This is a genomic window from Rhodococcus sp. NPDC057014, assembly GCF_042673295.1.
In the GTDB taxonomy this organism is placed as follows: Bacteria; Actinomycetota; Actinomycetes; order Mycobacteriales; family Mycobacteriaceae; genus Rhodococcus_F.
Genome location: NZ_JBHUSF010000182.1, coordinates 1 through 17577 on the forward strand (window position 1 = coordinate 1; position 17577 = coordinate 17577).

Consider the following 17577-nt stretch of genomic DNA (forward strand, 5'->3'; position numbering starts at 1 on the left):
CGTTCGGCGAACGACGGTCCGGTCGACAGTGTCGCTCGTTTCCGAAAGTTGTGATCCAGTGGTGAGTGTCGAACATACCGGGCAGCAGGCCCTGTCGTGTGGTGCCCTGAGTCGTCCCGTCTCGGTGCGTGACGACGCGGCCGCGTGGGTGGAGGCGTGGCCGGATGCCCGGATACTTCGCGTGAACGGTCGCGGTCAGGTCCGGTTTGTCGACAGACAACTGATGCTGGAACCGGCCGCCGATCTCTATTCCGAGCCTCCCGCGCACGCCGTGCTGCTCGGCATCTGTGGCGCGGTTCACGAGTGGGCCGTGCGGGACGAGTTCCTCGCTGACAATTCCTCTGCGGGAACCGAGGTCGAGATCGGTGACCTGCGCTCACACGGGGCGCTCCTCGATGCTGCTGACGCCGACCGGTATGTCACAGCGTTGGCGTTGCTGGCGTGGCAGGACGACGCCCATTTCTGCGCGCGCGATGGGGCGCCGACAACGGTCACCTCGGGTGGTTGGATGCGCGTGTGCACGGCGTGCGGTCGGGAGGAATATCCGCGTACCGATCCCGCGATCATTTGTTTGGTACACGACGGCGCAGACCGGGTATTGCTGGCGCGTCAGGCGAACTGGCCGGCGCGGAACTTCTCGACGCTGGCGGGCTTCGTCGAGGCGGGCGAGTCTCTGGAAAGCTGTGTGGCACGGGAAGTTGCCGAGGAGGTCGGTCTCACTGTCTCCGATGTGGTCTACGTCGGAAGTCAGCCCTGGCCCTTCCCGCGCTCCCTCATGCTCGGATTTCATGCCACGGCCGACCCTCGAGACGAGCTCGTCTTCAGGGATGGCGAGATCGGCGAAGCTGTCTGGTGCACCCGCGCGGAGGTGCGGGAGGCTCTGGCTGCCGGGGATTGGACGAGCCGGTCGGATGCGCACGTGTTGTTGCCCGGCGCAGTCTCGATTGCGAGGCGCATGCTCGAGGCCTGGGCGCGAGCCGGTGATTGACGTTGTCACGGTCGGCACGGTCCCGTCATCGACTGGTACTACTGCGGAAGGAACCGGTTTCCGTCGATTCCCAGGGCGCGCATTTTGCGGTAGAGAGTGGAGCGAGCTACCCCCAGGCGTTGCGCAGCCAGCAGTTTGTTGCCGTCGGTCTCGACAAGTGCCCTGAGCAACGCGTCACGCTCCGCCAATTCGAGTGAGGTCGAGGCATTTCGGCGGCGTAGATCACCGTCGCGGTATCCGTCCGGCAGATGCTGCACGCCGATGTCGGAGCCCATCGACCGCAGGAGCGAGGACGCCAGAACCGATTCGAGCTCTCTGACATTTCCCGGCCAGTCCCGCGCGACCAGCAGTTGCAACACATTGGGTTGTAGGCGCAGGCCGTTGCGGTCCGGGGCGTGCTTACGTAGTAGGGCGACACTGATGTCGGCGATATCTTCGGACCGAAGTCGCAGTGGATCGATCTCGATGCGGCGCATGAAGTGATCACACAGTCGTCCGGCGGGGCCTTGACGGACCCCTTCGCCGGCGGTGGCAACGATGTGGGCGCGGTGGTCGACCGCCTCGCTGAGGACCGCGCAGACGTTGGAGACCAGTTGTTCCGGCAACAGATCGAGATGCCGGATGATGAGAGCTCCGTCGACCTTGTTCCAATTGACCAGTCCGGCAATCCACGCGTCGGGGTCGATGGAGGCGGTGCCAGCGTCGAACACGGTGAAATGGCCGTCGGCATCCTGCATCCGGTGGAGGGCACTCGCGGCAAAGAACTTGCCGGCGCCGGGTTCTCCGGTGACGAGCACAGGCGCGTCGGTCGCGGCGAGCCGCTCGAGTTCGGTCTGCAGTCGTTTCGTCGACAAACTGCGGCCGGGGATCTTGACAGTCTCCGTGCGTCTATCGACGGGAGAGGCCGACGCCAATTGACGGGCGGGCGACTTCTTCGTATCGCGGGGACGTGGCCGCATCTCGATGATGATGCCCGCCGGCGTTCGGGAGTCTCCGACTCTTCGTGCAATCGCGGAAACCGTGACGTTGTCGGCGAGCCTGACTTCCCCGATGTATTCGTCGCGGCCGGCCAGCATTCGGCATGCCCAATCCCACAGAAGCGCCTGGTCGGACGTGTCGATGATCTGCGCTGCCATCGGAGTGGTCATGATGACGTCCTGATTCAAGGACACCACTGCAGAGGAGCCGCGTCGAGAGGCCTGCAGGAAGGACTGGAGAAGCAGTTGTTCGCGATCGGAGGACTCGGCGTAGAGGCGCGACTGAATCTCACGCACGGCTGATTGCGCCAGGGCGCCCATCAGTGCGTTGGAGTCCGACAGGTTGGAGGTGATGTCGAGGATCCCCTCCACGGTGCGGGTGATCGGATGGATGATAGGGACACCGACGCACGCCAGGCTCTGCAGCGCCTCACGGAAGTGCTCACCACCACTGACTTGGAACGGTCGTCGCTCCTCCAACGCGGTGCCGATCCCGTTGGTGCCGGTGTCCTCCTCGGCATAGCGGAAACCGGGTGCGACGTAGGCGCGGTCCAAACGCGCTCGCAACCCTGCGTCGCCTGCCCTGCGATCGACGATCTGAGCGGCGGAGTCGGCAAGCAGGATGGTCGCGGGGGCGTCCTGCAGGTGTAGGACGAGGTTGTCGATCACGGGATCGGCGGCTCTCCTCAACCGGCTGTCGCGATCCACGTCCGGCGTGTAGGGAAGGTCGCCATTGCCGGACGAGACGCCGATAACTTCACACCGTCGCCACGACGCCTCGATCTCGGGTCGGAGAGTGCTCAACTCCTGGCTCTCTCGTAATGGCGCTGATGTCCAGAATCGTTCACGTTCGTTCCATGGCTCGCGGCTTGCCTCGTCGATACTCATAGCAACCTTACATACTGGTCAGGGGATCTTCTGAGCGATCCTCCTCGCACTGTAACCTGGCTCACATCTTTGGGTGTGTCCCGTTTCGCTACAGTCCGCTCGTTGTCCCGGACCTGGTGGGGATGACTGCAACCCCGTGCTCGCCACCATCGGAGACTGTGCTCACCGGGTCTGCCGAGGTGGGCCGACCCGTGTTTTCCCGATGGTCTCGCCTGATGTCGGCTTTGTCGAGCAGTCTTGGGGATCTCATCGACTCTCACGCCGCGATCGGGCAGCCAGAATCGCGGGAGGGTTGTCGCCAGGAACGTCCAAAGCTCCTCGCCGGTCACGTCGGCGTCCAGCCGGAGCCACGCGAGGGGGCGTTCCTGCCATGTGTCGTCCGGTACGGCGACGACGGCAGCCTCCGAGGCGGCAGGATCAAGCGTGAGCGCATTCGCGAGGTCCACCGAGGAAACCCATTCCCCGCTGCTCTTGACGAGATCCGTCGCGCTCGCGCTCGGCGGCGACGGAAGGATTGGGTGGTGGCGGACAACCTGTTGCCCACTCGAATCTGGTTGGCCACCTTCAACAGCATCAGTCTGCACCGGTGATGGACCGCGTGGCTACTACTCGACGAGTTCCTGTCGCGGCCCGGCGATCTACTGGTTCGCCCGGCCGCCGGTCCGGGGTCAGAGCAGTAGGTGGAAGATGTCGAAGGCGACGTTCCATTCGGCGGTCCCGGGGTTCTTACGGTCCGGCTCGACCGTGACGAAGGTGTGCGCCAGCGCCACGCTCAGGCCTCCGGCGATCAGCGGTAGCCGCTGCTCGGTCTGATCGGAGAGTGCCACGTCCAAGGGCGGGCGGGCCGTCAGTTGATCGAGCAGAGGTTGGAGTTCGATGTCCTCGTCCAGTTTTTCGAACCGGTGGATGCTCTCCTGCAGCCCCTTGGTGATCGGCAGGTCCCACGGTTCGATCACGTCCCGCAGGTTGGCCTTGGCCGAGGCCTTGCCGATGAGAATCATGTCGTAGATCTTGTCGTCGATGAAATCCGTATAGCGCTTGAGGTCGTTCCGGTCGACCTGCACTCCGGCCGCTGCCCGGAAGAACCGCTGAAATTTCACGGTGCCCATCACTGGCATGTCGTCAGCTCCTCTCGAAGTATTCATGGATTTGGCGAACCGCCATCGCTCCTTCACCGACAGCGGATGCGACCCGTTTCACCGAGCCGCGGCGGACGTCGCCCGCCGCGAACAGGCCGGGCCGGCTGGTTTCGAGCGTCCTCGACAACCCGGCGCCGATCCGCCGGTCGCCGTCCGCTCGGGCGCGGACCGCGTCCACGCCCGTGAGGACGAAGCCGTGGTCGTCGAGTGCGATCGCGTCGGCCAACCACCCGGTGTGCGGCATCGCCCCGATGAAGACGAACAGGGCGTGCACCCGGATCGTGTCCTGGTCGCCCGTGCGATTGTCCTCGACCACGATTTCTTCGAGGTACTTCTGACCGTGGACCGTACGAACCTCGGTGTTCCGGTGCACGGTGACGCGCGGATGGCGCTCGATCTGGTCGACCAGGTATCGGGACATGCTCTTTCCGAGGTCACCGCCGCGGATGAGCAGGTGAACGTGGGAGACCTGGTCGGCGAGGAAGACGGTGGCCTGTCCGGCGGAGTTTCCGCCGCCGACGATAGCCACCGGGTCGGTGCCGCACATCCGCGCTTCCTGATGGGTTGCGGCGTAGTACACGCTCGTCCCCTCCAGTGCCTCGATCCCCGGAACCGTCAACTTGCGATATCGCGCCCCGGTGGCGAGCACGACGGCCCGGCCGCGAACCGCGCCGCCGCCGGTCAGCCGGAGCACATGGTTCCCGCCCTCGGATCCCAAACCGGTCACCTCCGCCGACACCAGGATCCGGGCGCCGAACTTCCCGGCCTGGATCACCGCGCGCTCGGCCAATTCGGAACCGGAGACCCCCGCCGGGAAGCCCAGATAGTTCTCGATCCGGGAGGAGGTACTGGCCTGGCCGCCGGCGGCGATCGACTCCAGTGTCACCGTGGCCAACCCGTCCGAGGCGCCGTACACGGACGCGGCCAGACCGGCCGGTCCCGCACCCACCACGACGAGGTCGCACACGTCCTGGGCCGCGTCCGGGACCGGGACCGGAAGCCCGACGATGCGGGCTAGTTCCGCATTCGTCGGATTGCGCAGCACCTTCTCGCCGTGCCAGATCACGACGGGAGTGTCCTCGGGGGCGACGTCCAGGCTGCGCAGCAGCTGCTCCGCCCGTTCGTCCCGCTCCAGATCGATCCACCGGTGGGGCAATCGGTTTCGCATGGCGAACTCCCGAAGCCGCAACGTATCCGGGGAATAGCAGGAGCCGATGATCCGGAACCCCGAACCGAGCCCGATCAGCAGATGCCGGCGCACCAGGTAGGCGCGCAGGATCAGATCGCTGAGCACAAGATCGTGGGCCACCAGCTCGCGCACCCGCTCAGCCGGGACGACGAGCATCTCGCCGTCCTCGATCACCTCGGCGGTGAAGAACGCCACCTGGCCTTCCAGCAGACCGAGCTCGCCCAGGAAGCGGCCCCGGCCGTGCACGCGCAGTATCCGGCGTTCACCGTCCACCTCACCCGCGTCGATGACCGCGACCTTGCCGGAGAGGATGACGAAGAAGTCGTGGCTGGGCGCGCCCTCTCGGATCAGCACCTCGCCGGTGTGAACCGATCGACGCGCGCCGCCGACCTCGAGCGTCGCGACCTGGTCGTCCGTCAGCCGTGGGAAAGCACCTTCCTCGTCCGGAGTCTCGTCGTCGACCGGCGGACTGTCGGGGACAGGTGCGGCGTCCTCAGACGAAGTTCTGGTCGACATAACACCACCGCCAATCTTCACCCGGTTCCATCGACTGGACGATCGGATGGCCGATGCTGTGGGCGTGCGCGTGCTTGCCCGGCGAGGAGTCGCAGCAACCGACGTGTCCGCACGTCAGGCACAGCCTCAGATGCACCCACGGGGTGCCGAGGCGAAGACATTCCTCGCAACCCTGCGGAGTCCGGGGCGCCACGGGCCGGATCGCGGTCACATGCGGGTCCACAGGGACAGAAGTCATGGCTTCGCCCCCTTGCCTGCATTTTCCGAGAGCGCCTGATCGAGCCACGTGCGCAGCTGGGGTACCGGAGCGGCGCCCGCCTGCCGAGCCAGGACCTCACCCCGGTCCATCACCAGCAGAGTCGGCACGGCGCGGACGGTGAACCGTTCGGCCGTCTTGGGCGCAGCATCCACGTCGACCTTGACCAGCTTGATCTGACCTGCGCGTTCCCTGGCGAGCTGCTCGAGCGCCGGGCTGACCATGCGGCACGGGCCGCACCACGTCGCCCAGAGGTCGACGAGCACAGGCACCGAGGACTTGTCGGCGACCTCCGCGAAGTCGCCGTCCCCTGCCGAGGCGATCCAGGGCAGCGGCTCGTGGCAGTTCCCGCAGCGCGGTCTTCCGTCCCCGGCCGCCGGCACCTTGTTGACCTTGCCGCAGTTCGGGCACTTCACCGTGTCGGATCCCATGACGACACCTCTTCTCAGGCCGCCGCGACGGCGGGTTCGGCGTACGCGACGGCGAGCTCGCCGCCGTCCACCGTGACACCGATGGTGCCGCCCGGTTCGATCTCGCCGCGCAGCAGCGCACGACCGATCTTGGTCTCGACCTCGTGGGCGATGTACCGTCGCAGCGGCCGCGCACCGTAGACCGGGTCGAAACCGTGTTCGGCGATGAGCCGGCGTGCTTCCGGCGTGATATCGAGGTGTATCTGCCGCTCCGACAACCTGTTCCGAAGGTCGGTGAGTTGCAGTTCGACGATGTGCTCGATCTGGGGCAGTGTGAGCGGGGTGAACAACACGATGTCGTCGACCCGGTTGAGGAACTCGGGACGGAAGTGCCCGCGCAGTTCCGCCAGCACCCGTTCCCGGGCGTCCGGCTTGATCTCGCCGTCGGCTGTGACTCCGTCGAGGAGATGCTGGGATCCGATGTTGGAGGTCATGATGATCACGGTGTTCCGGAAATCGACCTGCCTGCCTTGGGAATCGGTGATCCGGCCGTCATCGAGCACCTGCAGCAGGGTGTTGAAGACGTCGGCGTGGGCCTTCTCGATCTCGTCGAAGAGCACCACGGAGTACGGCTTGCGGCGCACCGCCTCGGTGAGCTGGCCCCCCTCGTCGTAGCCGACGTAGCCGGGGGGCGCACCGATGAGTCTGCTCACCGTGTGTCGCTCCTGGTACTCGCTCATGTCCAGGCGCACCATGTTGTCTTCGCTGTCGAAGAGGGCACTGGCCAGCGTCTTTGCGAGCTCGGTCTTTCCCACGCCCGTCGGGCCCAGGAAGATGAACGAACCGATCGGCCGGCGCGGATCACGGATACCGGACCTCGCCCGGATCACCGCGTCTGCGACCAGTTGCACCGCCTCGTCCTGACCGACGACCCTCTCGTGCAGAATCTCGTCGAGCTTCAACAGCTTCTCCCGCTCGCCTTCCTGCAGCCGGGCGACCGGGATACCCGTCCATGCGGCCACGATCTCGGCGATCTCGTCTTCGGTGACCACCTCACGCAGCAACGGATTCCGGCCCTGCCGGGTGGCCAGTTGATCCTCCGCCGCCTCGAGCCTGCGTTCCAGCGCGGTGATCTCGCCGTAGCGCAATTCGGCGGCCCGATTGAGGTCGTAGTTGCGCTCCGCCTCCTCGGCCTCGTGGCGCAATCGTTCCAGCTCTCCACGCAGTTCCTGCACCCGCCGGATCGCCTGCCGCTCCGCCTCCCACTGCGCGTGCCGGGCGTCGGCCTCGGCCCGCAGGTCGGCCAGCTCCTTCCGCAGCTCTTCGAGGCGCGCCTTGCTGGCCGCGTCCGTTTCCTTGGACAGCGCGGCCTCCTCGATCTCCAGGCGGGTCACCTTCCGGGTGAGCTCGTCGAGTTCGGCGGGCATCGAATCGATTTCGGTGCGTAGCCGGGCGCACGCCTCGTCTACCAGATCGATCGCCTTGTCCGGCAGGAAGCGGTCGGTGATGTACCGGTGCGAGAGGGTCACGGCGGCCACCAGGGCGCCGTCCTGAATCTTCACGCCGTGAAAAACCTCGAGGCGTTCGCGCAGTCCGCGCAGAATCGAGATCGCATCCTCGGCGCTGGGCTCGTCGACGAGAACGGTCTGGAAGCGTCGCTCCAGTGCCGCATCGGATTCGATGTGCTTGCGATACTCGTCGAGGGTGGTGGCACCGATCATGTGCAGTTCGCCGCGGGCGAGCATCGGCTTGAGCATGTTGCCGGCGTCGAGAGACCCCTCGCCCCCGACCGATCCCGCACCGACCACTGTATGTAACTCGTCGACGAACAACAGGATGCGCCCCTCGGCCGCCTTCACCTCGGATAGCACCGCCTGCAGTCGCTCCTCGAACTCGCCGCGGTACTTCGCACCGGCCACCAAAGAACCCATGTCGAGCGAGAAGATCGTCTTGTCGCGCAGGCCCTCGGGCACGTCGCCGCGGACGATCCGCTGGGCGAGGCCCTCGACGATCGCGGTCTTGCCGACGCCGGGGTCGCCGATCAGCACCGGATTGTTCTTCGTCTTCCGGCTCAGGATCTGCGTTACCCTGCGGATCTCGGCATCGCGGCCGATGACCGGATCGAGTTTGCCTGCTCGCCCCTCGGAGACGAGGTCGCGTCCGTACTTCTCGAGCGCCTCGTACGCACCCTCCGGGGTGGCCGAGGTGACGCGCTGATTGCCGCGCACTGTGGTCAAGGCGGTGAGGAAGGCCTCTCGTGTGACCCCATGACTGGCGAGGACCCGTCCGGCCGCACTGGCCGATCCCTCCTCGGAGAGGGCCATCACGAGATGCTCCACCGACACGTAGGAATCCTTGAGTCGCTTCGCCTCCCGTTCCGCGGCGTCGAGCAGCTTGGCCAGGCGTTGGGTGATCATCACCTGACCGGGCGTCGCGCCGGGGCCGCTGACCTTCGGCCTGCGCGAGAGTTCACGTTCCAGATCGGATCGCAGGGCATCGACGTTCGCGCCGGCCTGCTCGAGCAGTCGGGGTACCAGCCCGTCCTGCTGATCGACCAACGCGAGCAGCAGGTGCTCTCCGTCGACCTCGGTGTGACCCATTCTGGTCGCTACGTTCTGGGCTTCCTGCAGGGCTTCTCGTGACTTTTCAGTCAGGCTGCCGGTGTCCATGGGGGTGTCCTCCTTCTGCGGGAAGCTGCTTCGAGTTTCTCGATTCGATCCAGCAGATCGAGCACGAGCCCGATTGCCGAGTAGTTCAGGCCCAGACCGGTCCGCAGCCGTTGGATGCGGGCGGCGTGGGCCACTTCGGATGGTTCGAACGACATTTCGCCGCCGGCGTCGCGGTGGGCGTCGAGCAGGCCGAGAGCGACAAGTTTTCGTGCCAGGTCGGGGTGCAGCCCGGTACGTTCGGCGAAGGCATCTGGCGACAATCCGGTACGGCGAACCAATACGTACCCGGTGACCGGGGTGGGGGTGCTCATGTCTGTTTCCTCGGATCGAAGTTCGATTCGGCGGCCAACTGCTCGAACAGCTCGCGTTCGCGTGCTGTCGGTTTCGCCGGCACCATCACCTTGATTTCGGCGTAGAGGTTGCCGTTGGCGCCACGCGGATTGGGCATGCCTTCTCCGCGCAGGCGCAGCTTCCTTCCCGTCGACGAGCCCGGTACCACTTTGACTTTCGCCTCGCCACCCGGGGTGGGAACGACGACGGTGGACCCGAGGACCGCCTCCCAGGGCGATACGGGCAGGTCGACGTAGATGTCCCGGCCCTGCACCCGGAACCGGGAATGCGGTTTGATCCGCACCACGAGGTACAGATCCCCGGGCGGCGCGTCTCCGTTGCCCCGCCCGCCTTGCCCGGCCAGCCGGATGCGCTGGCCGTCCAGGACACCGGCCGGTATGTCGACGTCGTACTGCCGTCCGTCCAGTCTGAGAGTGCGTTTGCCGCCCCGATACGCCTCTTCCAGGGTCAGTTCCAGTTCCGCTTCCTGATCGGCACCGGGTATCGGCCCGTACCCGCCACCGCCGCCGAACATCTGCCCGAAGAGGTCCTCGAAGTCGACGCCGCCCTCGCCACCGACACCGTGACCGAAGTGCACCCTTCTGCCGCCGGCCCCGCCCCCGCCGCCGTACCCCCCGCCGCCGTACCCGCCTGCGCCGGCCCGGACCCGTTCGTCGTAGTCCTCGGGCACCCGCCGGAAGTCGTCACCGAATCGGTCGTAGCGTTTGCGGGTGTCCGGGTCGGACAACACCTGGTAGGCCTCGTTGGCCTCCTTGAACTTGTCCTCCGCGGTGGGGTCCTTGTTCACGTCGGGGTGATACTTGCGGGCCAGCTTGCGGTACGCCTGCTGGATTTCGTCGGTGCTGGCGCCGCGGGGGACCCCGAGCGCTTCGTAGTAGTCACGCGCCATCGGTGCTCACCCCTCGGGTCGGCTGACGACCACCGCGGCGGGACGCAATTGCCGCCCGTCCTCTCCGTAGCCCGGGCGCAAGACCTCGATCACGGTCCCGGAGGGAAGGTCGGGTTGGGTCACCACGCTGACCACTTCGTGGAGCTCCGGGGAGAACGGCACACCGACCTCGTCGTGGCGCTCGAAGCCGAGCCGTGACAGCACCTGCACCGCTTGATCCCGGATCGCCTTCACGCCCTCGAGGACGGCCTGAGGATCGCTGCCCGCATGGGTCAGCGCAAGCTCCAAATTGTCCAGCACCGGCAGCCACGCCGCCGAAACCTTCGCCACCTCCGCGGCGCGTTCACGGTCCAGATCCTTGGCATACCGCTTGCGCAGGTTGTCCAGATCTGCGAGGGCCCTGCGCCAGCGGTCCTCGAGTTGAGCGAGCTCGGCCCCCGTGTCGGTGCGATCAGGCGCCGTCTCGGTCTGATCCCTGTCGGTACCGTCGGTAGCCGGCTCGGTCGTCGAATGATCTGCAGACCTTTCCATCGTGTGCCTCAGCTTCGATCGAATTCGGCGTCGATCACGTCGTCGTCATCCGACGACGCAGCGTCTCCGCCGCCTGCCTGGTGTCCGTCGCCGCCGCCGGCCTGGACCGGGGCGAGCCCGTAGAGCAGCTGCTGCAGCTCCGAGGTCAGTGGCTGTACCTCCGCGGGTGAAGCACCGTCCTTCACAGCTTTCCTGGCGTCGGCGATCAGCATCTCGGCGCGCGCCTTGTCGTGCGGTGGCGCACTCTCACCGAGTTCGGCCAGTCGCCGTTCCACCTGATAGGCAACCGAATCGAGCTCGTTACGCGCGTCGACCGCCTTGCGCAGCGCCTCGTCCTCACCCCGGTTCCGTTCGGCCTCCGCGAGCATCCGCTCGACCTCACCCTGATCCAGATTGCCCTGCTCACTGATCGTGATGCTCTGCTCCTTGCCGGTGTCCTTATCCCGAGCGGTGACGTTGAGGATGCCGTTGGCGTCGATATCGAACGTGACTTCGACCTGGGCCTCACCACGTGGCGCGGGGCGGATGTCTTCGAGCCGGAACCGACCGAGCACCCGGTTGTCGGCGGCCCGTTCGCGTTCGCCCTGCAGGACCACGACGTCCACGGCGGACTGATTGTCCTCCGCGGTGGAGAACACTTCACTGCGCCGGGCCGGGATCGTCGTGTTGCGCTCGATGATCTTGGTCATCACCCCGCCCTGCGTCTCGACGCCGAGGGACAGCGGGGTGACATCGAGCAACAGCACATCGGAAACCTCACCCTTGAGCACGCCCGCCTGGACGGCGGCACCGAGCGCGACGACCTCATCCGGGTTGACGCTCATGTTGGGATCCTTGCCGCCGGTGAGCCGGCGAACCAGCGCCTGCACCGCCGGAATCCGTGTCGAACCACCGACCAGGATCACCTCGTCGATATCGTTGGCGGTGACCTTGGCGTCACTCATCGCCTGCTTCACCGGGCCGAGGCAGCGTTCCACCAGATCCGCCGTCAGATCCTCGAACTTCGATCGCATGATCGTGGTGGTGAGGTGCTTGGGACCGTTCGCGTCAGCAGTGACGAAGGGCAAGTTGACCTGCGCCTGCGTCACCGAGGACAACTCGACCTTGGCTTTCTCCGCGGCCTCGAAGAGGCGCTGCAACGCCTGCGCATCCTTGCGCAGATCGATGTTCTCCGCACGCTGGAATTCGTCGGCGAGGTAGTCCACCAGACGTCGGTCGAAGTCGTCGCCGCCGAGGTGGGAGTCGCCGGCCGTGGAACGAACCTCGACCACGCCCTCGCCGACGTCGAGCAGGCTCACATCGAAGGTGCCGCCGCCCAGGTCGAAGACCAGTACGGTCTCGTGGGTCTGCTTGTCCATGCCGTACGCCAGTGCCGCCGCGGTCGGCTCGTTGATGATCCGCAAAACCTCGAGGCCCGCGATCCGGCCGGCGTCCTTGGTGGCGTTGCGCTGCGCGTCGTTGAAATAGGCCGGAACGGTGATGACCGCTTCCTTGACCTTCTCCCCGAGGAACTTGCTGGCGTCGTCGACGAGCTTGCGCAGCACGAGGGCACTGATCTCCTCCGGCGCATACTTCTTGCCCCGCACGTCGAATCGCGCCTCACCGTTGTCACCCGCTACGACGTCGAAGCTGACCGCTTTGGCCTCCTCGGAGATCTCGTCGAAATGACGTCCGATGAACCGTTTCGCCGAGTAGATCGTGCCCTTCGGGTTCAGGATCGCCTGCCGTCGGGCGAGTTGACCCACCAGGCGCTCGCCGCTCTCGGTGAACGCCACCACCGACGGCGTCGTCCGCGCTCCCTCGACATTGGAGATCACCACCGGCTCGCCGCCTTGCCAGCTTGCGATGACCGAGTTGGTGGTGCCCAGGTCGATGCCTACCGCGGTTGCCATGACTCATTCCTTTCGATCGGTCCGGCCGGTGAGAAGGCGGACGGCTTCGTCCGCGACCTCGACGTCGGCGAGGACTTCGTAGTGACGTGGTTGTAAGGACTGGATTGAAGTGAAGTCGCGCCGCCCGCCCTGCAGCGCATACATGAGCAGGCCGAGCAGAGCACCTATGAGGGCGCCGAAGATCAGCCCGTAGAAGGCGAGCGTGAGGCCCGTGAGCAGCGGCTGGACCCAGTTGAGTAACCCGAAGATCCAGCCGAACAGTGCGCCCGTCAACGCGCCCGCGGCGGCGCCGCGCAACGCGGCCCAGCCGTAGTTCAGCCGGCCGACGACCTGCTCGACCAGCTCGAGATCACGGCCGACGATGGCCACCTTCTCCACCGCGAAACGCTGGTCGGAGAGGTAGTCGACGGCGCTTTCGGCGTCGGCGTAGGTGTCGAACCTTGCTATTACCTGGCGGGCCGGTTGGTTCGGACGTACCGCGGAGGTTCCGCCACTGGACTCTGACATCACGCCCCCTAGGCGTCGATGACTTGGGATTCGCCGAGCCCGCGCGTACCAGTGCGGCGTCCGGCCGGTCGGTTGACCGGGTTGAGCTCACGGAGGCTCAACCGCCTGAAAGTTCTTCATCCGCCTGTGAGCGTCGACAGAACGGGAGACGGTGGCGTCCACATCCCACCCGGGACACAACTATCCGCCGCCCGCTCGAGGCGGCCGGTACGCGCACTCCGGGCAGCAGCCGCTACTCCGGTGCTTCCATGAGTAGAACTCCCGCTGCTAAGCATTCTCCCAGCCGATGAGGTGAATGACAAGGTCCCGGTAAGCCGAAAGGGGGAGGCCGTTTCTGCCATGACAGTACAGTCGCGGAGTGGGATCAGTGGCTCCTTCATCCTGACGTACAGGATCAGGTGCTCGGTGATGGAACGAATAAGTTCCCGGCGCAGAAGCGAACCAGCGGCGAAAATCATGTTCCAACTGTCGGTTTATCCAACCATTGGATCCAGCTCCACCGTAACCCACTGGACGGCAACGGAATCGGTCTAAACCAAGCGTAGTGCGATTTGAAATATTCGGTAGCGCAACATGATACGGTATGGACCGTCTCGCAGTAGCGGCGGCATGGCGCTGCGGTCGTCGATGTCGGTTGTCTAGGGTATTGAAGCGGTTCGGCAGTCGCCGGCCGCGGGCGGCGCCGGGGTACGTTGATCGGGTGGGCCCACTCGCGGTAGGTGCATGCAGGAGACCGATGTCGTACGGGACCGGTCGCTGATGCACGTGCCGTCGACCGTACGTTCCTCGAGCCGGGTGCCGCTGGTCGCGATCGTGGTCCTCCTCGTCGCGGGATCGGTGCCTCGGCTGAACCGTTTCGCCGAGTAGATCGTGCCCTTCAGATTCAAGATCGCCTGCCGTCGGGCGAGCTGACCGACCCGGCGCTCACCGCTCTCGGTGAACGCCACCACCGACGGCGTCGTACGCGCTCCCTCGGCGTTGCGATCGCCCCGGCTCGCTGCGCTGCCAATACGTGAGGCGTGGGGTGCGTGGGGCGTCGACGACGCGGTCGCGCATCCATCTGTCGAGGCGTTGGCCCGCCCCGACGGCCGCGTCTGTGCACAGGGTGTGCTCGCGCCGGTCAACCGCACGGTGGTGATGTGGGTCGGACCCGGCCCAGCGGGTTCGCGGCGGTCTTCTGCGACCTGACGAAGAACGTGTTCCCGCAGCCTGTCCAAGCTCGCGGGCCCCGCTTCGTCGAGGATCTGTGAGCCGGCCGACGACCTGTTGTCGATACGAGCGAGCAGGAGGTATTCGGTGCCGAGATGATCGTGGGCTGCGTCGGAGGTCAGGACAACTGCTCTGCGTGCCTGGTCGGCGAACTTGTCGAACACCACCACCACTCACCTCGAAACTCGTCCCGGCAATGGGCCGCGGGCGGGGTGGCTACCGGACGATGAGGAGTGGGCGGTTGACCGAGTTCAATAGTGCCCTGGTGGCCGATCCCAACAGCATGCTCGCGAACCCGCCCCGCCCGCGGCTGCCGACGACGAGCAACTGCGCATTCTCGGCTTCCTCACGCAGGCCGCGTGCGGGTTCGTCCATGACGACCGGGCGGACCGTCTGTTCCGACGACGATCGGACGGTCGGCAGCCATGTTGTTCCCTACCTTCTGGGCGGACCCGCACCCACTGCCTGGAGTTTGGGGGCAGACCGGGCGGGTACGCGAAGGCGGTGAATGAGCACCTGCGGGGAGGGCCATCCGGTGCGGCCGGTGAGCAGGTCTCGGTGCTGTTCATCGCGGATCCGGGCACGCCGGCGGCTCTCGCCGAACGCATCGCGGAGTCCCTGCCGCAACGCCTGCGAAGCCCTGACCGCCCCGAGCGCCGGTGGACGACGTGCGTACGCAGCAAGCCGTACCTCCCCGACGAGCAAGCGGATTTCGCAGACGTCATCGACGCGATCGATCCGTCCTCCGAAGCGGAAGACATCGTCGTGTACCTCACCGATCTGCCGCGCCGCGAGGACACCCTGCCGGTGGTGGCCGACGTCAGCGCCGACCACAAATTCGCGCTCATCTCCGTCGCCGGGGTGGGCGGTCTGCTCATCGAGCGCCGGGTCGGCACCGTCACCGAACTCGCGATCGCCGGCGTCCTCGGGGAACCGGACCTCATGCCCCCCGGCAGCGCGGCGCGACTGTTCCGGTCCGCGCAGACCGAGGACGGTATCCGGTACTTCGCGCCCTCGGGGCTGCGGCGGCTGCGACTGTTGTCGGGGATGGTGCGGGCCAACCGGCCGTGGCGGCTGGTCACCGGACTGTCGAAGGTGCTCGTCGGCGCCTTCGCCACGGGTGCGATCGCGCTGGCCACCGACACGATCTGGTTGTTCGCCGACACGATGGGTCCGTGGCGTATGAGTGCGGCGACCGTCCTGTCGATCGTGGCGATGATCCTCTGGCTGATCCTCGATCACGAACTCTGGGAGCGGCCGAAGTTGCCGGCGGAACGCGATCGATCTGTGCTCTACAACACCGCGACCGTGGTCACCCTGGTCATCGGCGTCGTCGTGCTGTACGTGGCCCTGTTCGGCCTGCTGCTGTTCACCGCGTGCCTCGCTCTTCCCCCGGAACTGCTGTCCCCCATTCTCGGGCACGCGGTGAACTTCTTTGACTACCTCACGCTCACCTGGTTGCTGGCGTCCATCGCCACCATCGGTGGAGCCCTCGGGTCGGGTCTCGAGGACGACGCCGCCGTCAAGGAGGCGGCGTACGGGGTCCGGCAGCGGCAACGCATCGAGGAGACGCGGAGTCCGTCGAACGAGGCGTGATGATCGCGGCCTACGAACCTGCGACCCAATTCGCGAACGCTGACGAAGTTTGCGATATACCGTCGACCGATCCATCACCGGAATCGATCGCCTTTTGGCTGACGGACCGGATGACAGCGGGTTCACACACCCACTCCGAATTTGTACGTGAGCGCGTGAAGTGTGTGAGGTCCAGGTGATCGAGGAGGCGCGATCACTCCCGATATCTGGGAATGCGTGTCGTCTCGACCGACATGGGATGTGGAAACCGATGTCCTGTGCCAGCGAATCGTCCTTGAGGCCGACGCCTGGTTCTCTCGGGTCTCCTCGCGTGTGGTGGATTGTTGCGTCCGGCTTGGTTTGGTGCTGGTGCACCACACGATCGCTCGGGATGATGTGCACGTTGCCGACACGCGGCTGCGTTGCCGGGAATGAGGGACGCGGCGGAGTAGCCTCCGGCGTGGAGGGATGCCGATGCGAGCCTTTCGTATCACGTTGCCGTCGGCCGAGCGGTATTGGACCGTGGTCGATGACGAGTACCGGATTGTCGGCGATGTCGACGAGTACTTGCGGCATCTTCGATTCGGGCAAGACGCTGCAGAGAGCACCACCAAGGCCTACGCGGAGTCGCTGACACTGTATCTGCGCTGGTGCGAGCACACACAGCGAGATTGGCGGACCGCGGCCGAACGGCTTGGTGCGTTCGCCACCTGGCTCAGGCACATCCCGATCGATCCGGAGGCTCCGTTGATCGGTCCGGGGCTGCCCGAGGTGCGCGGCCCGGGCCGGATCAATCGGATCTTGGCGGCGGTTCGCGGATTTCTTCGGCACAGTGTCGCCGTCGGCACCGCGCCGCCGGAAGTGCTGGCGATGCTCTTCGAGGTCAGCGACAACCGTCACTTGCCGGTGGAGGCCCGCGGCGAGGACGGCGCACTGCACTACGTGGCCCGTCCACGTCATCGCTTGTCGGAACCGGAGACTGGGGTGGACCGCGCCACCGACGAGGAGGCTCTCGCGTTGCTCGGGGCCTGCCGGTCGGCTCGTGACCGGTTCATCGTGGTCGCGATGGCGCGGGCCGGGTTGCGGCGTGGTGAATTGTGCGGGCTTCGGCGCGAGGACATCGACTTCGTGGCCGACTCGTCGGGCCTGGGTTGCACGATGTCCGGTTCACATCTGCACGTGCGCCGCCGGGTGAATATCAACGGCGCATGGGCGAAGTCCCGCCGCCCCCGGGCGGTTCCGGTCGACGATCTGCTGGTGCTCGCGTACGACACCTACGTCTTCGAACGCGACCGGTGCCGCCCGGCCCGAGAGTGCGACTTCGTCCTGGTCAATCTCTTCCACCCGCCGCTGGGGTCGCCGATGCGGCCCGGCGCGATCAACGAACTGTTGACGGGGTTTGGTCATGGTCGCTCCCGGGTGGGGGCGGTCGGGGAGCGGACACCCTGCCGGTGGGGGCGGGGGTCGGTGCACGCACAGTGGCCGCAGTGGATGAAGTTCGGCGGCTGCTGTCTTAACCTGTGACGACGACGGTAATCGGGCTGCAGCCGGAATGAAACCCCAGCATCGGCACAGCACCCGCCGGTGTGGC

The 17577-nt window shown here is 66.1% G+C and carries 15 protein-coding genes and 2 pseudogenes; 3 read left to right on the forward strand and 14 right to left on the reverse strand.

Annotated elements, in window-relative coordinates; genetic code table 11:
- Window positions 1-58 precede the first annotated feature (58 nt).
- A complete protein-coding gene (nudC, locus tag ACFTZB_RS28500) occupies window positions 59-988 on the forward strand; it encodes an NAD(+) diphosphatase (RefSeq protein WP_378436418.1) in 930 nt (309 codons plus the stop codon).
- A gap of 38 nt (window positions 989-1026) precedes the next feature.
- On the opposite strand, the gene ACFTZB_RS28505 is transcribed toward nudC, so the two are convergent.
- From ACFTZB_RS28505 to ACFTZB_RS28570, 14 genes and pseudogenes are all read right to left on the reverse strand, one after another.
- Window positions 1027-2769, reverse strand: a complete 1743-nt coding sequence (locus tag ACFTZB_RS28505; protein WP_378436395.1) for a sigma-54-dependent Fis family transcriptional regulator — start codon at window positions 2767-2769, stop codon at window positions 1027-1029.
- 80 nt (window positions 2770-2849) lie between these two features.
- A complete protein-coding gene (locus tag ACFTZB_RS28510) occupies window positions 2850-3437 on the reverse strand; it encodes a hypothetical protein (RefSeq protein ID WP_378436397.1) in 588 nt (195 codons plus the stop codon).
- A gap of 84 nt (window positions 3438-3521) precedes the next feature.
- Window positions 3522-3962 (reverse strand): DUF1931 family protein, encoded by a 441-nt coding sequence (locus ACFTZB_RS28515; protein ID WP_378436420.1) that lies wholly within the window; start codon window positions 3960-3962, stop codon window positions 3522-3524.
- Window positions 3963-3975: 13 nt separating this feature from the next.
- Window positions 3976-5697 carry an FAD-dependent oxidoreductase gene (locus tag ACFTZB_RS28520; protein WP_378436399.1) on the reverse strand — a complete coding sequence of 574 codons (1722 nt, stop codon included), beginning with the start codon at window positions 5695-5697 and terminating at the stop codon, window positions 3976-3978.
- Window positions 5675-5935 carry a UBP-type zinc finger domain-containing protein gene (locus ACFTZB_RS28525; RefSeq protein WP_378436401.1) on the reverse strand — a complete coding sequence of 87 codons (261 nt, stop codon included), beginning with the start codon at window positions 5933-5935 and terminating at the stop codon, window positions 5675-5677. Before ACFTZB_RS28525 ends, ACFTZB_RS28520 begins: the two co-directional genes overlap by 23 nt.
- Window positions 5932-6384: a thioredoxin gene (gene trxA / locus ACFTZB_RS28530; protein WP_378436403.1), complete on the reverse strand. Its 453-nt coding sequence runs from the start codon at window positions 6382-6384 to the stop codon at window positions 5932-5934. Before trxA ends, ACFTZB_RS28525 begins: the two co-directional genes overlap by 4 nt.
- Before the next feature lie 14 nt (window positions 6385-6398).
- A complete protein-coding gene (gene clpB, locus ACFTZB_RS28535; RefSeq protein ID WP_378436405.1) occupies window positions 6399-9032 on the reverse strand; it encodes an ATP-dependent chaperone ClpB in 2634 nt (877 codons plus the stop codon).
- Entirely contained in the window at window positions 9014-9343 is a 330-nt protein-coding gene (locus ACFTZB_RS28540; protein WP_221743002.1) for a chaperone modulator CbpM, read from the reverse strand. Before ACFTZB_RS28540 ends, clpB begins: the two co-directional genes overlap by 19 nt.
- Window positions 9340-10272, reverse strand: coding sequence for a DnaJ C-terminal domain-containing protein (locus ACFTZB_RS28545; RefSeq protein ID WP_378436407.1), 933 nt, complete (start codon window positions 10270-10272; stop codon window positions 9340-9342). The genes ACFTZB_RS28540 and ACFTZB_RS28545 overlap by 4 nt, the downstream gene beginning before the upstream one ends.
- 6 nt (window positions 10273-10278) lie before the next feature.
- Window positions 10279-10803 carry a nucleotide exchange factor GrpE gene (locus ACFTZB_RS28550; protein ID WP_378436410.1) on the reverse strand — a complete coding sequence of 175 codons (525 nt, stop codon included), beginning with the start codon at window positions 10801-10803 and terminating at the stop codon, window positions 10279-10281.
- Between the two features lie 8 nt (window positions 10804-10811).
- Window positions 10812-12695, reverse strand: a complete 1884-nt coding sequence (gene dnaK / locus ACFTZB_RS28555) for a molecular chaperone DnaK (protein WP_276143194.1) — start codon at window positions 12693-12695, stop codon at window positions 10812-10814.
- 3 nt (window positions 12696-12698) lie between these two features.
- Entirely contained in the window at window positions 12699-13202 is a 504-nt protein-coding gene (locus tag ACFTZB_RS28560; protein WP_378436412.1) for a general stress protein, read from the reverse strand.
- A gap of 848 nt (window positions 13203-14050) precedes the next feature.
- A pseudogene (locus tag ACFTZB_RS28565) lies at window positions 14051-14182 on the reverse strand (Hsp70 family protein); the annotation flags it as partial.
- Between the two features lie 445 nt (window positions 14183-14627).
- A pseudogene (locus ACFTZB_RS28570) lies at window positions 14628-14801 on the reverse strand (universal stress protein); the annotation flags it as partial.
- Window positions 14802-14915: 114 nt separating this feature from the next.
- Here ACFTZB_RS28570 and ACFTZB_RS28575 point away from each other — a divergent pair.
- Entirely contained in the window at window positions 14916-16007 is a 1092-nt protein-coding gene (locus tag ACFTZB_RS28575; RefSeq protein WP_378436414.1) for a hypothetical protein, read from the forward strand.
- A gap of 453 nt (window positions 16008-16460) precedes the next feature.
- Window positions 16461-17510 carry a site-specific integrase gene (locus ACFTZB_RS28580; protein WP_378436416.1) on the forward strand — a complete coding sequence of 350 codons (1050 nt, stop codon included), beginning with the start codon at window positions 16461-16463 and terminating at the stop codon, window positions 17508-17510.
- The last annotated feature ends 67 nt before the right edge of the window (window positions 17511-17577 follow it).

Coding starts and splice junctions, on each gene's coding strand:
- trxA (WP_378436403.1), bottom strand. CDS start 6,384: ATGGGATCCGACACGGTGAAGTGCCCGAACTGCGGCAAGGTCAACAAG.
- ACFTZB_RS28540 (WP_221743002.1), bottom strand. CDS start 9,343: ATGAGCACCCCCACCCCGGTCACCGGGTACGTATTGGTTCGCCGTACC.
- ACFTZB_RS28580 (WP_378436416.1), top strand. CDS start 16,461: ATGCGAGCCTTTCGTATCACGTTGCCGTCGGCCGAGCGGTATTGGACC.
- ACFTZB_RS28545 (WP_378436407.1), bottom strand. CDS start 10,272: ATGGCGCGTGACTACTACGAAGCGCTCGGGGTCCCCCGCGGCGCCAGC.
- ACFTZB_RS28560 (WP_378436412.1), bottom strand. CDS start 13,202: ATGTCAGAGTCCAGTGGCGGAACCTCCGCGGTACGTCCGAACCAACCG.
- ACFTZB_RS28525 (WP_378436401.1), bottom strand. CDS start 5,935: ATGACTTCTGTCCCTGTGGACCCGCATGTGACCGCGATCCGGCCCGTG.
- ACFTZB_RS28550 (WP_378436410.1), bottom strand. CDS start 10,803: ATGGAAAGGTCTGCAGATCATTCGACGACCGAGCCGGCTACCGACGGT.
- clpB (WP_378436405.1), bottom strand. CDS start 9,032: ATGGACACCGGCAGCCTGACTGAAAAGTCACGAGAAGCCCTGCAGGAA.
- ACFTZB_RS28515 (WP_378436420.1), bottom strand. CDS start 3,962: ATGGGCACCGTGAAATTTCAGCGGTTCTTCCGGGCAGCGGCCGGAGTG.
- dnaK (WP_276143194.1), bottom strand. CDS start 12,695: ATGGCAACCGCGGTAGGCATCGACCTGGGCACCACCAACTCGGTCATC.
- ACFTZB_RS28520 (WP_378436399.1), bottom strand. CDS start 5,697: ATGTCGACCAGAACTTCGTCTGAGGACGCCGCACCTGTCCCCGACAGT.